The 14,678-nt window shown below is 67.3% G+C and carries 12 protein-coding genes and 1 pseudogene; 10 read left to right on the plus strand and 3 right to left on the minus strand.

Annotated elements, in window-relative coordinates:
• Together KPL59_RS33965 and KPL59_RS33970 are read right to left on the minus strand one after the other, a co-directional pair.
• Positions 1–471: hypothetical protein (locus tag KPL59_RS33965; RefSeq protein WP_226363250.1), on the minus strand; the 471-nt coding region annotated here is incomplete at its 3' end.
• Positions 472–1,296: 825 nt separating this feature from the next.
• Entirely contained in the window at positions 1,297–2,520 is a 1,224-nt protein-coding gene (locus KPL59_RS33970) for an ISAs1 family transposase (RefSeq protein WP_226351754.1), read from the minus strand.
• A gap of 902 nt (positions 2,521–3,422) precedes the next feature.
• Here KPL59_RS33970 and KPL59_RS33975 point away from each other — a divergent pair.
• The 9 genes from KPL59_RS33975 to KPL59_RS34015 all read left to right on the plus strand — a co-directional run bounded on the left by KPL59_RS33975 (position 3,423) and on the right by KPL59_RS34015 (position 11,770).
• Positions 3,423–3,722, plus strand: coding sequence for a hypothetical protein (locus tag KPL59_RS33975; RefSeq protein ID WP_226360916.1), 300 nt, complete (start codon positions 3,423–3,425; stop codon positions 3,720–3,722).
• Positions 3,719–5,029 (plus strand): hypothetical protein, encoded by a 1,311-nt coding sequence (locus KPL59_RS33980; protein ID WP_226360915.1) that lies wholly within the window; start codon positions 3,719–3,721, stop codon positions 5,027–5,029. Before KPL59_RS33975 ends, KPL59_RS33980 begins: the two co-directional genes overlap by 4 nt.
• Complete coding sequence (locus tag KPL59_RS33985; RefSeq protein ID WP_226360914.1) at positions 5,026–7,335, plus strand: cell division protein FtsK; 2,310 nt, start codon at positions 5,026–5,028, stop codon at positions 7,333–7,335. The genes KPL59_RS33980 and KPL59_RS33985 overlap by 4 nt, the downstream gene beginning before the upstream one ends.
• Before the next feature lie 311 nt (positions 7,336–7,646).
• Positions 7,647–7,916 (plus strand): hypothetical protein, encoded by a 270-nt coding sequence (locus KPL59_RS33990; protein WP_226360913.1) that lies wholly within the window; start codon positions 7,647–7,649, stop codon positions 7,914–7,916.
• Positions 7,913–8,305: a hypothetical protein gene (locus tag KPL59_RS33995; RefSeq protein ID WP_226360912.1), complete on the plus strand. Its 393-nt coding sequence runs from the start codon at positions 7,913–7,915 to the stop codon at positions 8,303–8,305. The genes KPL59_RS33990 and KPL59_RS33995 overlap by 4 nt, the downstream gene beginning before the upstream one ends.
• A gap of 116 nt (positions 8,306–8,421) precedes the next feature.
• Positions 8,422–9,513, plus strand: a complete 1,092-nt coding sequence (locus KPL59_RS34000) for a DUF3631 domain-containing protein (RefSeq protein WP_226360923.1) — start codon at positions 8,422–8,424, stop codon at positions 9,511–9,513.
• A 391-nt stretch (positions 9,514–9,904) separates the two neighbouring features.
• Positions 9,905–10,807, plus strand: coding sequence for a replication initiation protein (locus KPL59_RS34005; RefSeq protein WP_226360922.1), 903 nt, complete (start codon positions 9,905–9,907; stop codon positions 10,805–10,807).
• 11 nt (positions 10,808–10,818) lie between these two features.
• Positions 10,819–11,148 carry an HTH domain-containing protein gene (locus tag KPL59_RS38060; protein WP_226360921.1) on the plus strand — a complete coding sequence of 110 codons (330 nt, stop codon included), beginning with the start codon at positions 10,819–10,821 and terminating at the stop codon, positions 11,146–11,148.
• The gene (locus KPL59_RS34015; protein WP_226360920.1) at positions 11,123–11,770 is read left to right on the plus strand and encodes an SMI1/KNR4 family protein; all 648 of its coding nucleotides are present in this window, start codon (positions 11,123–11,125) and stop codon (positions 11,768–11,770) included. The genes KPL59_RS38060 and KPL59_RS34015 overlap by 26 nt, the downstream gene beginning before the upstream one ends.
• A 57-nt stretch (positions 11,771–11,827) precedes the next feature.
• Here the strand turns inward: KPL59_RS34015 and KPL59_RS34020 are convergent, their stop codons facing one another.
• The gene (locus KPL59_RS34020) at positions 11,828–12,394 is read right to left on the minus strand and encodes a hypothetical protein (RefSeq protein WP_226363251.1); all 567 of its coding nucleotides are present in this window, start codon (positions 12,392–12,394) and stop codon (positions 11,828–11,830) included.
• A gap of 1,395 nt (positions 12,395–13,789) precedes the next feature.
• Here KPL59_RS34020 and KPL59_RS34025 point away from each other — a divergent pair.
• A pseudogene (locus tag KPL59_RS34025) lies at positions 13,790–14,678 on the plus strand (hypothetical protein); the annotation flags it as partial.

A 14,678-nucleotide genomic window follows, 5' to 3' on the forward strand; every position in this document is an offset into this window, starting at 1 on the left:
CCGCCCACCGATAGCTTGAATCTTCTCCAAGAAAAGCTCGCACCCCGGAAAGTCTGGACAGCCTCTTTGATGCCTCCAAGCTGCGCAAACCAATTTCTTAATCTTCAAAATCTTCGCAGCGGGAACTAGAACACCACCTACCGCAACACCAATCGCCCCCACGCAACCAATAACACTGGCACGAGACTGACCCCCAGTGTTAGGATAGTTCGCCCTCAACCAGTCCTGCGTAGCAGAATCCCCTTGATAAAGAACCGAAGTAGGGACTGAGTTGACGCGCTCAAGAAACAGCGTTAAACCCTCAATCCTGTCTTGCTCTTGCCCCGAAGCGGTAGCCAAAGAATAAGAACTAGCTGCCGAAGCTGGAGGTGCAACCGAGGTCTCAGCCGCAGCGATCCCAGTCGCCGAACCCATCGAAACAGCCACAACCAACACCGTTCCGATAACACGTGCGCACTTCTTCGTACTCATGACCGCATGCGAACACGCCCCCCCCCCGTTGGTCAAGAGCCATCACCAAAAGCAATCACGTGAACACACTCAGCCATTACGGACGAATACACCCAAAGCAGCCTAAACCGCCCAGCCAACCCTCAGTCCGTTGACCTTGACCTTTGCCTTTTTCAAAACATGGAACTACGTACTGACGATCAAGGCCGCTCCGCGACCGCCAACCGCTGGGTCGGGCTGGCGCCCGACACCTCAACCGGCCGTCAGCGAAGCAGGGTGGTTGAGGTGTCGGGCGCCAGCCCGACCCAGCGGCACTCACTCCACCATCCATACAACGGCAGGTCACAGCGATGCTCGGCCCGAGAACACCCCGGGGCAAGTCCAGAAGGCAACCCTAAAAACGATCTTGGGCTCTCTCGGGAGTAACAAAGCCCCTCTCGGGAACTACTAGACCCGTTCCAGGGCGACAACACCGAGGACGCGCGACCCCCAACGACAGCGCGGCAATCCCCGCATCCGCCGGGCCACGCATCGGACAAACGCTCCGCTCCGGCACAAACCCAAACACCGCGCGGGAAAATACTACATCCATCCTGCGGCGGCCTTTGAAACCACAGATCCAGCGGAGTGAACACCGAAATAATCGCCACCGCCTCTCCGGAACGGGTGGAGAGGCCCGTCCGTAACGATAAGAGCGGAAAACTTGCATGAAAGGGCAATAGAAAAGGCGAGGAAGTCCAGCCCTAAACGCCTGCGGAGCGCCGCTGCTTACGGTGCCTGAAAACGCAGTCACGCACCATCGAAAATCGCGACCGCCGACGCTCGCTCAGGGCCCCGGCAAAGTCGCTAGATGATCTTGTAGGTGGTCAGTGGTCGATGGGGGTCGCGGGCGTGGTGGCGGAGTGCTGCGGCGATGTTGCTGACGCCGTGCAGGCGTAGCGCGGTGATCGCGAGGTTCCGCAACGCCGACATGACCTGCGGGGCGTGACCGGTGTGGGCGGTGGCGCGGTCTTCGTCGAAGCAGACATCACGGACCCAGTGCAGGCGATTCTCGATCGACCAGTGCCCACGGATCCAGCGGGCGAGCAGTCCTGGATCGGCGTCGGTGCTGGTCAGGCTGGTGATCGCGTAGGCGGTCTCGGTTCTCCACTTCCCGCCAGGCCGCAGTGGGCGACGCCGGCGCACCAGCTTGATCGCCTGGGATGCGTGGGGGAAGAACTCTGCGCCCAGGTCGGGACAGGGGTGCAGGCTGACCACGCTGATCGTGCGGGTCTCGACGCGGCCGTGCCCACGCCCGCGTTGACGATCAGCGACGCCGATCTGGGTCCAGGGCAGCGCCCGTACCCGTGCCAGCAGCGTGGGCTGGTTCGCTTTGATCGTCATCAGGTAGTGCCCGCCGCGGCGGTGTAGGTAGTCGGCGTGGGCTCGCTGGGTGTGCAGAGCGTCCGCGGTGACCAGTACATCGTCGAGGTCGAGGGGGTCGAGCAGCGCGGTGAACGCGGTGATCTCGCTGCCCTTCTCTGCGACCTGAACCTGGCCGAGCACGCCACCGCTGGTCTGGTCGAGCACCGACACCAGATGCGGGAGCCAGACCCTGCCGTCGGCGGCACGGACGCGGGCGCCGCGCAGGGTCTTGCCGTCCAAGGCCAGCACGCGACGCTGTTCTCGCCGGGGTGTGCCCTCCGCCGCCGGCTGGGCGCTGAGCTGGGGCAACACCCAGGACTGCAACGCCGCCTCCAGCGCCGAGGCGTCGACCCGTTGCAGGACCCGGCGGATGGTCGACTCGTGCGGAGCGACCGCGCCCACCCCGAGCACGTCCAGCACGGCGCGGCCGACGTCATGGGCGTACTCGGCGATCGCGGTGAACGACCGGGCCCCCGCCAACACCGCGCACGCCCCCAGTAGCAACACCGCGAGGACACCGTGGCGGACACCGCGTGGTTTCCGCGGGTCCGGCACTCGCGACAGGGCCTCCACCAGCGACAACCCCGCCGCCTCACCGACCGGCGCGGCTCTCCCCGCGTCAGGACCGACCTCCAGGCCTTCCAGAGCAGCAACGATCGGAGACACTGACACTGCGGACACAGGCTTCCTGACGTGAGCAAGGATTCGACACCCTCATGATCACGCCAAGCCTGTGTCCGCACCCACCCCCACCCCCCACATCACCGCAGCTCAGGACCCACCCATCACGACTTTGCCGGGGCCCTGGACGCTCGCTGCCCTCGCCCCCGACTCGTCACGCAGAGTGAGATTTCGGGGGATGTCCCGAAACGGCCCCCAAGCCGTGCCAAGCCGAGACAGCCGTGCCACCCCTGCTGTTTGACCAGGTCAAGGCCCATTTTCGCCTGGCACGGCTTGAGGGGGTGGCACGGCTCAAGCCGTGCCACCCCCTCAACGAGCCGCCCGCTCAAACGTGCCGACAAGCGCCCTGCACGCGGTCTGACCAGCAGAAATGATGGCTTGAGGTGCCCTCAGGTGCGATCGTCACGGAACGTGACCGATCCTGGAGCGGAAAGGTGAGGCGCGCGCCGGTTCGAGATCGGCGCTTGACAGCCGAGGCGGGATCGTGTCTTGCTTGAGGAGCGAGTCTGCCAGCCCGGCGAGCTTGCGGTCACCGCCCAGGATGCCCATCCGGGGCGGCGACCTAACCGAACGACCTGTGAGGACAGGTGATCGGCTATGGGCCATGCTGCCCTTGGCGTCTGCACGCATCCACCGGTGGGTGGAACTTTTCTTCCAGACTCCCCCGACGGTGATCCTGATCCCGGCGCTGAGCTGGGCTTTTCGTGGTGTCCGGATGGTCTGACCGAGCGGGTCATCGACCGTCTCTACGGCGACCTCCTCACCGACCTCGACGGGCCCAGTGGGCCTCTAGATGGTGACGTCGAGACACGTCTGTTCGTGCTCCCGGCACGTCGCCATGCGGCTGTTTCCGCTGGTCACTCGGCTGTCACCGGTGGTGAAGCGGCATGAACGCGCTGCTTCGCTGTGTCGCTGGGGCGGTCCGGGAGCGGGCCGTCGAGATCGCCGTCATCGCCGCCCTGGGGGCCGCGACCGTGTTCGTGACCTGGTGGTTCGCCGGGCCGCTGGGCTTCGCCGCCGGGTGGTGGATCGCCGCCGAGCTGCGCCTGCGGCGCTCCCGCCGGACCGTCCCGGCCTCGACCGCCCGAGCCGAGATGGCCCTGACAGAGGTCGTCTCAGAGGCCGCCGAGTCGCCTTCTGAGCGGGTTTCGGCTGGTCAGCAGGACGAGGGGAGGGCCGGAGCATGACCACCACGTCTTCCTCTTCGACCTCGTGGGCTGCGAGCCGGGCGGCGGAACGCCGGGAGACCCGCGCTCTGGACGCCCGCCTCGCCCGGGAAGCCGCTGACGCTGCCGCGCAGCGGCGAATCGCCGAACAGGACGCCCGCCGCGACCGCGACCGAGCCGACCGCGAGAGCGCTGAGCGGCGCCGGGACGAGCAGCGACGATCCCGCGCATCTGTCCGGGCCGCCGCCCGGGCCAAGGCTCTGACCTGGGCATCCACCCATGCCGTCGAGTTGCTGATCTATCCGATCGCGCTGCTGTCCTTCGCCCTGGCCGCACCAGCGATGGCCGCCTACGGCACCACCATCTACGGCCCGCTCGGCGTCCTCCTGGCCGGGATCACCGAACTCGGCATGTGGGCCTTCGCCCTCGCCATCACCGCCTCCCGACACCAGCACCCGGACCGGCCGGTCGTCGGGTTGCAGGCCGGGGTGGTGCTGTTCTCCCTGGTCGCGGCCGGGATGAACCTGCTCCACGGCCTCCACCAGGGCTGGACAGCCGCCGTGGTGATGGCGGTCGTGTCCATCGCCGGTGTCGCCGCGCACCAGCTCACCTTGGCCGGGGCGCCCCGCTCCTGGACCGAACGCCGCACCGCGAGACTCGCGGCGTTGGTGGAGGCGAAGACCGACCGCGCTCGGCGCCTCGCCATCGGAGACGCGGCAGCGGTCATCGCCGCGGACGGGACTGCGGAGCTGGTCTACCGACCCGGCGTCTTCCAGGTCCACCGCCGCACCCTGGCCGCGACCACCGCCCCGGAACGACCTGTCACACCGGCCGCCCCGGCCATGCCGGTCGCGCCGTTCTCCCGCAGCGCCATCGCGGATGACTGGGACTGGGCACTGGCCGCCCTCGTCGAGGGCGCGGGATGCGTCGGCTCTCGGCTCACCGACGACCTCGACTACGAGGCCGACCCGGCCCTCGACTGCCTCGACTCTGGGGTCGACTCGCACCCCGACGATGATCATGGTGGCGGTGTCGCCGTCCTCGACCGCACACCGGAGGAGTCGGGTGGGGAGTCGAGGGCTGACCTGCGACAGTCGACCCCACCAAGATCATCGTCGACCCTGGGAGTCGACCCCGACCATGATCTTGAAACCGGGGCGGCCCCGCGCACTCTGGATGATCTTCGCGAGCTGCTCCGCGCAGCGGTCGACGACAGTCGGGTCGACCCCAGGTCGGCCGAGTCCATCCGCCGGACACTGCGCTGCTCGGCCGCCCGCGCCCGCCAACTCCGCGATCAGTTCCGTGACGCGACCGGAGGCTCGCGATGAGCCACCACGACGACCACAACAGCCGTGACGACCGAGGAAAGAACGAGGGCGCCAGCTCGACCCACCACGACAGAGACGCCGAGCTGGCGCCGGTCATCACCCTGCACCACCGCACCGACACCCACCACACCGCCCGCGACAACACCCCGGTGGTGATCGAAGGCGAGATCGTGACCTGCGGCCAGCAGGCGGGAAACGCGACCCCGGGAACGGACGTGGTGGTGTCGCGGCGCGATCTCTACCGCCACGACCTCGTGACGGCACGACGGCATGCCGTCACAGCGGCAACCCATCCCGTCACCGTCACCAGCGCGAAAGCCCTGGTCCGCAACACGTGGTTCGTGTTCTCCGGCGCCGGAGTCCTCGTGCAGCGCTGGCGGGACACCCACGGAACGTCCCGGTATGAGCGTCAGATGCGCGCCGCTGAGATCGCCGGTGACCAGGACCGGTTGCTGGAGTGGGAGGCCCGCGACGTCGCCGAAAAGCAGCGGCGTCATGGGCGGGTGATGGACTGGGTCAACGCCCCGCTGTCCTGGCTACGCGCCGCCGGAGTCGGAGCCCTGATCGCGGTCGGGATGCTGGTCGGGCTCGGTGTCGTCCTCGCCATCGCCGCCAAGGACATCTCCCTGGTCATCGCCCCGGTTGCTGGGGTGATCGACGCGGTGGCGTGGGTGGTCATGTTCGTGACCGTCTACGCCTCCCTCCTCGCCACCCTCGCCCTGGCCGGGGCCGTCGTAGGCCTGTGGGCGCTCGGGAAGGCCCGCACCGACGCCCCCACCTGGATCGCACCGACCGCCGACGTCGACGACGACGTCGACGGCCGGGATGTCATCCCCGACGAGCGGGCCATAGTCAACGCGCTGCGCCACCTGGGCATGAGCGCCCTCAACACCAAGTTCAAGCAAGGCTGGGCGCCCCGCTGGATTCAGCCGCCCGTCCATGACGGCAAGGGCTGGCACTGCCAGTTCCTGCTCCCTGAGGGCGTCACCGTCGAGATGCTCAACAAGCGCAAGGACGTCCTGGCCCACAACCTGCTCCGCCTCCCGGTCGAGGTCTGGCCCACCGAGCCGCGCGACCAGCCCGGTGTGCTGGACCTGTGGGTCGCCGACCAAGGCTCGCTGACGAAGCCGGTGGCGCCGTGGCCGCTGCTCACGAGCGGGACGACCGACTACTTCACCGGTGTCCCGGTCGCGGTCAATCCACGCTCTGACCTGGTCAACGCCCGACTGTTCGGGAGCAACTGGGGCATCGCCGGGATGGTGGGCTCCGGCAAGTCCACGCTGATCATCACCGCCCTGGCCGGGGCGATCCTGGACCCGTTGGTCGAGATCGACATCTACTGCATGGCCCACAACGCCGACTACGACCCCTTCGCGCCGGTCGCGCGGACCCTGTTCGTCTCGGACGATCCGGACGAGGTGCCGACCGTCCTCGACGGCCTCAAAGCTCTGATGTCGGAGCTGTCGCAACGCGGACGGAAACTGTCCGCGGCCGGGGAACCGAAGCTGACCCGGAAGCTCGCGGCCAGCGATCGGTCGATGCGCCCGCGTGTGGTCGTGCTCGATGAGTGCCAGGAGCTGTTCGTCTCCCCCTGCGGGGCCGAGGCGGCCGAGTTGGTGTCGAAGATGGTCGCCAAGGCCCGCAAGTACGGCGTCACGCTGCTGTTCGCGACACCGGTGCCGTCGGCGGAGTCCCTGCCCAGGGCGGTGGCGAAGGTGCTGTCCAACCGGGCGTGCTTCGCGATCGGTGACCACCAGGGCAACGACGCGATCCTCGGCACCGGCAAACACACCGCAGGCATCACCGCGACCACCCTGCGACCGATGACCGTGGGCGCTGACGGGACCACCGACCTCGGGGACCTCGGCACCGCTATGACCACCGGGTTCGCCCCCCGGGACGGGTTGATGCGCTGCTTCTACATCCGACGCGGCGACGGCATCGACGAGCTGACACCGATCGTCGAGCGAGCGGTGAAACTGCGCCAAGAGGCAGGGATCGTCCCCGGCCCGGCACCGACGCACGTCGCCGAGGCCGAGCCGGTCGATCACCTCGCCGATATCGCCGAGGCTCTGCGCGGGCAGCCCCGCGTGCTGACCCGGCTCGTGCTTGCCCGCCTGGTCGAACACAACCGCACCGTCTACGAGCACTGGGGCTTCGCCGAACTCGCCGCCGCTCTGGCCGACCACGGCATCCCGCCGCGTAAGTCCCACGGCCAATCCGTCGTCCGCGCCGACGACCTCCACACCGCCCTCACCCACCGTGACCAAAACGAGCCCCACGGCACGGGGGAGAACAACTTCTAAACCGGGGGAGCGGCCGGGGAAGCGGGGAAGTTTCCCCGGCCGCTCCCCCACGCCGCTTCCCCCACACCACCAGCGCAAACAGTCACCGGGGAAGCGGGGGAGCACCCCCGGCCAGGCCCTCTGACACCCACCCACACGCAGGGACGGGAGGCACGTCGGCGCCTCCCTCCCTCCCTTTCGGCATGCCGAAAACAGGAGACCCCATGGACACCCACAGTCACCACCCTGAACCGCCGGAACCACCCGCCACTCGGGCGCTTCCGGTCCCGCTGCCGCCCCTGTCCGAAGCCGATCGAGCCGACGCCCTTGAAGTGATCGGGCACCTCGATCCGGCCGTCCTCGCCGCGGTCCTGGGAAGGGCGCAGCCGACCGCGCCGCTCCTGGTCGCCGCCCGGGTCGGGGTCGAGATCGCCGACCTACGCCACGCCCACGCGACCGCACTACGCGACTCCAGCCACGCCATCTCGATCGCCTACACCGCTGCCGGACTCGCCCACCAGCCGTCCTGGGTCGAGTTGATGCGGCGCCGGTATCCGCCCCACGGCGACCGGTCCCGGTGGACACGCGGGGACGCGGCATGACCACCACCGCAGGCCAGCAGTTGGTCGTGGGCAAGTCGACCCGGACCACAGCCCGCCCCCAGGGCGGGCGAGGACCGGAAGCGACGCGGCAGCAATCACCGGCCGCGCACCGGCTGTCGCGGCTGGCGGCCCAGGTGGCCGCCGGACGTGAACTCGCCGTCCTGGTCGACGGCCCCTGGCGCGGGCGCTGGTACTGGGCCGCCGACCTGACCGCCATGCAGACCGCCTCCGACCGCTACCCGGACTCGCATCCGGCCGCCGAACTCCGCACCTACGCCCCAACCGAGACCTGGACCGAACACCCGACCGAGCCCGAGGTGACCGGCCGCGTCTGGCGACACCACCCGCACCCATCCGCAACCGCATCGAACGCCAGGAGGACCGCATGAACACTCACGATGACCAAGTTCCCGCAGGTCAGACCGAAGGTTCCCGATCCGACACCGTGCCCCCGCCACTGCCCGAGCCACCGAACGGCACCCCCGGCAGCGACGTGGATGGGGCGGTGATCCTCGACGACCTCGAGACCGCCCTCCGGCGTTACGTGTCGCTCCCGTCGGACGCGGCCGTGGTCGGTGTCGTGCTCTGGATCGCCGCCACTCACGCCCAGCCCGCCTGGGCACACGCCCCGCGTCTGGTGGTGCGGGCGCCGGAGAAGCGCTGCGGCAAATCCCGCCTGCTCGACGTCGTCGAAGGCGCGTGTCACGACCCGTTCATCACCGTCAACGCCACCCCCGCAGCGGTCTACCGCTCCATCACCGCCGACCCACCCACCATGCTCGTCGACGAAGCCGACACGATCTTCGGGCCGAAAGCCGACGGGCACGAAGACCTCCGCGGACTCTTGAATGCCGGGCACCAGCGCAACCGCCCGGCGAAGCGCTACGACCTGGCCAAGAACCGCGTCGAGTCGATCTCCACGTTCGCCATGGCCGCCCTGGCCGGGATCGGACGCATGCCCGACACCATCGAAGACCGCGCTGTGGTCGTCCAGATGCGCCGCAGAGCACCTGGGGAGACCGTCGAGCCGTATCGACACCGGCGGGACCGCCCGCGCCTTCAGCGGCTCGCTGAGCGCCTGAACGGCTGGCTCCGTAACGACCTCACCACCCTCGAAACAGCCGAACCCGCGATGCCCGTCGAAGACCGCGCCGCCGACACCTGGGAACCACTCATCGCCATCGCCGACCACGCCGGAGGCCACTGGCCCGAACGCGCACGCCACGCCATCCTCGCCCTCCAAGCAGAAGACACCGGCGACGACCGCTCCGAACGCATCCGCCTCCTCGCCGACTGCCACACCGCCTTCGGCAACGAACACGCACTACCCACCATGCGGCTCCTCCAGCAACTCCGCGCCGACCCGGAGGCACCGTGGGCCGAGTACGGGCCACGCGGGGAAGGACTCACCGCCATGCGCCTCGGCAAGCTCCTGAGCGAGCACAGCATCCAGTCCACGCAGATGCGGCTCCCTGGATTGGGACGCGTCAGGTGCTACGAGCGGGCCGCGTTCGCCGACACCTGGCGGCGCTATACACCCGATCTGGTTACCGACAGTGCTGGCGCTGCCGCAGAAGCGATCGAGCCAGCGTCATAGCTGGTCAGCCCACGTTCAGGGTGCTTGCCAGCACGTTTGAGCGGGCGGCTCGTTGAGGGGGTGGCACGGCTTGAGCCGTGCCACCCCCTCAAGCCGTGCCAGGCGAAAATGGGCCCTGACCTGGTCAAACAGCAGGGGTGGCACGGCTGTCTCGGCTTGGCACGGCTTGGGGGCCGTTTCAGGACATCCCCCGAAATCTCACTGTCCGTGACCGGGACCCAGGACACGGACGGCCGGGGACCAAGAGCCCCTCAGACCCCGGTGGGGCACCGCCAGAGCGCGGAACTTCGTGCAGGTCAATCGCCCCCCGTCCCGGAAACATCTGACTTGGCAAATTTCCTACTTTGGAAAATGACGGCGTGTTGGCGAGGGCAACAGGTGCTCATCGGCGATGGTGCTTCTCGTGATCTCTGAGACCGGGCTGGGCGAGCGGTGGGACCAGCTCTGGCTGCCGCGGCGGCCGTTGGCCACCGATGACTTCTTCGGGGGGGTGTACCGGATGAGCCGGCCCGCTGCGCTGGGCAAGCGCTACGTCGAGTCGAACCCGAAGTTGATCTCCAACCTGCTGATCGTCGACATCGACCACGACGACGCGCTCTCACGGGCTCTCTGGGAGCGTCCAGAGTGGCTACCCAACCTCGTAGTCGAGAACCCCCTCAACGGGCGCGCACACGCCATCTGGGCGCTTCTAGAGGCCATCACACGCACCGAGTACGCCCGCCGGAAGGTCGTCGCGTTCGCCTCCGTGGTCATCGAGGGCCTCCGGCGGTCGGTCGACGGCGACCTCGGCTACTCCGGACTCCTGACCAAGAACCCCATCCACCCCTCCTGGAACGCACACTGGATCCACCAGACCCCCCACAGCCTCACCGGCCTCGCCGGACACCTCGACACCGCCGGGCACCTCCCCGGCCCGGCCTGGCGCAACTCCAAAGCCCGCCGCGCCGACCCCACCGGACTCGGCCGTAACGACGTCCTGTTCACCACCGCCCGTCACTGGGCCTACCGCGAAATCCGACACCACTTCGGCGACCCCCACGGACTCACCGACGCCATCATGCACAAAGCGACCCTCCTCAATACCGACTTCTCCATCCCTCTGCTCCAACCCGAAGTCAACGGCATCGCCAACTCCATCTCCCGCTGGATCATCACCAAATCCCGCATGTGGGCCGACGGGCCAATCGTCTACGACGCCACCTTCAATACCATCCAAGCCGCCCGGCGAGACAAAAGCACTCAAGTTCGAAAGAATAATCGTCTCGACCGACAGGCCCTGATTGAAACTGAATGAGGTGTGTAAACATGACTCCCACTCGCCCTTGGCGGGCTCGCCGTAAACACTCAGCTCGCACGCTCGCTGAACAGCTTAACGTCTCCGACAGGACCATTCGCAATACTGTTGCCGAAGAACGTGCCGATTACGAGGAGCGGAGTCGCCAGCGTCGAGCCCAGATCATCGCGCGCAGCGAATCTGGCAAGAGTCCCCGAGATATCGCGAACGAATTGCAGATATCACTAAGTCTGACCTACTCTCGAATCGCTGAACAACGGCGCGTCGCGGACTCTCTAGTCGAAAGACGGGAAGGTGAGGACGATGGACCCTTGGGTGAAACTTTACGAGTGGTGCGCTGAGAACGCCCCTGAAACCGGGGAGGCTTTCCTCTCTAAAGGATTGGCAATTGAGCTAGATACCGCGCAAGGGAGAACTGGCGGATACCCTTGGCCTGAAGATGTACTGGCGTTCTATGAGTGGTGCGACGGGGCGCTGCGCGCGCCTAGCGGATACATTCTCCCGGGGCTTCGCCCTCTCGGAATTTCCGAAGTCGTCTCTGTCTGGGAAGATGACATGCTCTCCAGCTATGCTCACTTAGCGGCAGGAGCCTCTCCGCCACCATCTGAAAAATCAGATGCGCGGGGGACTTTCTTCGCGCAGCTCGGAGCGAACGCCATAGCCGCAGAGTCGTTTGACGCGAACAAGCTCGCCGGGTCTGCAATTGGCGGCTTCATCCCCGCCCTTCTTCCCGTGGCAGAGGATCAGAACGGTAGCTACTTGATGATCGATCGCAGAGGGGGGAAAGAGTTCGGGGCCGCGGTGTTCTATGACAAGGTCGATGCAGACTTGAATGACGCTCCCCGCTGGAAGAGCTTCCTCGCCCTCAACCGAGCGACGCTCCAAGCGGTCACATCGGAGACGCCTGAGGAGCAGACTGATTTAACTCCCATTGCTCTCGGCGGGCGACTCACCTGGCAGTGATGCCGCGCAAGGCTGCTGGGGAGCTGCGCTGAGTGCAACTCCCCAGCGGTCAGTACCTTACGGCTGGATCCAGACGCGGTAAGCGTCCCGGTCGATGACGCGGTTCTTCGAGAAGAACGCGCTGAGTTGTGAACCGCCCCGCTTGTTCTGCGCATCATTGATCATGCACGAACTGTACCCAGTGGAATCACGCAGACCCTGAGGAAGCTTCGGTGCGATCCGGCAATATGGGAAGGTTCGTCCCGGGCCCTTCGGGGCTTGGTCGGCTCCTTGGTAGCTGGAGGCGAAGGGATACTCATCACAGCTGAGTCCTGTAGGGCGGGTGTAGGTACGCGGGCAGGCCCGGCCCCGGTTGTCCTTCGCGTCATCCTTATCCATGAGCCGGGTCAACGGCACCCCCGACGGGTACGCCCCCGGAAGACCCGAGGCCTGCGCGTCACCGATGTGCCGGGCCAGCTCCCCCACGTCCCCGGACCGGGAGTAGGCGATCACCGGGGTATGCGCCGCCACCACACACCCCGGACCACGGCCCTTGACCGCGTTGTCACAGCGCACCGGGTGCGGCACGAACGTCGAGGAGAACTCCGGCTTCTGCCACTTCGGGTTGGAGAAGGTCAGGTCCACCGTGTTCTTCCCCGCCCCGCTCTCCCCCGGGCCGACCTTCGTGCCCCGGTAATAGGTCTCTCCCCGTGAACGGGAAGTTCGGGTTCAACGCCGGACTCGGCCCGAACGTGTTCGGCCCGTTACGCGTGCACCCCGACACCTCACCCGGCCGCGGCGACCCACACGTCCCCAACCCACTCACCGACGCCCCATAGCCCACACCCGACGCACCCGCCAACGACAACGTCGTCTGCACACCCCACACCGGATTCCCAGCATTCGTATACGACAACGTACGACGGTTCACGTTCAAGGTGCCCAGCACGACCTTCGTGCGCTGCTCGAAAATCGTGATGTCCACACGATCCCGTTTGCACTGCGTCGTCCGGTCCACCACCCAATCCGTGTACCCCTCACACGCCTTCGGATACGCCACCAGATCAAACGCCTGCGGATTCAGATCATACGGTTGAGGCCGGTTCTCCGACGGCGACGGGATAGTCACATCGACACACGGGATACCACCCTCACCCGTTGCCTTCGCAGAAATCTCATCAAAATGCTCGTGCAGATACTTGCACGAACCATCCCACGACTCCACGCCAGAACCCGTCCGGAAAGTCTCCACACTTGATCCACCCACCGTCGGCGGCGCCGCCGACGAATCCGGGCCAGGCGGCTCCGGCTCCACCGGACGCGGACTCTTCACAACCGACGCGGCCACCGGACCAGAAGACTCCGCAGCGGCCGCACCAGACGCAGCACCCATCGTGACAGCAATAACCATCACGCTAGCGGCAGCAACCCGCCACATTCTCGATGATTTCACCGCAGAAAGATACCCGGCCACAGCGCCGACATCCACACCGGACGACGCAGCCGGAACGAAACGAGCATAAAACGCGCAGCGCGACCGGTCGAACACTTTCCGCGATCACCACGAGCCGCCAAGCCGAGTCGAGCCGCTCCCATCGCCGCAACACCAGAACGTCCTCGACACCAGCGCTTCAGCAGCCCCTTCACACGGCTACGCAGGCCTCCTGGAGTTCCGCCACCGCTAGGTCCCCGCGACCCCGCACCAGCCCGCTGGGGCCGCAGCGAAGGGCCACCACCTCCGACGCCAACGCAGCGACCCGCCCGACGGGACCGACTTTTGCGACACCCACTTAACCCGGATTCCGCAGTTCGTGGGCAGATGTGAGGGCTGAATTCGGGGGTTGACCTGCAGGACCGCTGGTGTGGGAGCGGGGTGGGCGTGTGTCCATGCCCGCCGCGGTGCCTGTTGGCGCTGTTTGGGCTGGTTAGGCGGGGTCGAGGGTGGTGATCCGGGGTGGTGGGGTGACCCCGCAGGCCCGAAGAATGCCGGCCTGGGTGGTGGTGAGCTCGGTGGTCTGCACGACGGTGCCGGCCGGGCCGGTGAGGGGGATCGTGTGGCAGCCGGCCCAGCTCGCGGGAGATGGTGCGCCAGGTGCGGCCGGTGCGGCGTTCGGCGACCCGGATCAGCAGCAGCGCCAGCCAGCAGAGCAGGACGTGGGCGCGGATGCGGAGTTCGAGGCGGTGGAACACCGGCCGCAGCTCGATGGTGGATTTCAAGTCGCGGAACCCGCGCTCGGCCTCCAGCAGGTTCTTGTAGCCCAGGGCGACGTCCTCGGCCGAGAGGTCCGGGTCGGAGGTGGACAGCAGGTACTTCCCGTCCAGCTTCGCTTCGGCGGCGATCTTGGTCCGGTCCAGTTGCAGCCGCCCGGACGGTGTCTGGCGCAGCCACCGGCCCAGGGCCGGGTGTTCACGCAGCGCGCATTCGGCCTTGACGTGCGCGGCCTCCTCACGTTCGGCGGCCCGGGCGGCGTGCCGCCACGCGGCCTTGCTGGTTGTGGTGGCGGCGCGGCGGGTGCGGGCGGCCTCGCGGGCTCGGGTGCGGGCGGACGCGATGCGGTCGAGCTCGGCGGAGATCCTGGCGATCGCGGCTTCGCGGGCGGCCTGGTCGCGTTCGGCCTCGTCGGGGTTGTGGCAGATGATCCACCGGACGCGGGGGGTGGAGTCGATCCGGACTTCCTTGACGCGCAGGTTGTCCCGAACCTGCTGGTAGCGGCCCTGGCGGGACAGTGCCTGGGCGGCGTGCGGGCTGCCGTCGCGCATCCGTTCGCCGGCGATGTAGTGCCCGCCCGCGCGCTGAAGGTAGGCAGAATTACGCCCTCTCCTGTAAGGAGGAGGACCACTCCGATAAGGCCACAGAGCAGCGCGATGCCGCCTCCACCGATACATATCGCCGAGCGCTCGGGTGCCACAACTGTCCCCGCCAATCGCT

It is taken from the genome of Pseudonocardia sp. ICBG1142, from assembly GCF_020496255.1.
GTDB lineage: Bacteria > Actinomycetota > Actinomycetes > Mycobacteriales > Pseudonocardiaceae > Pseudonocardia.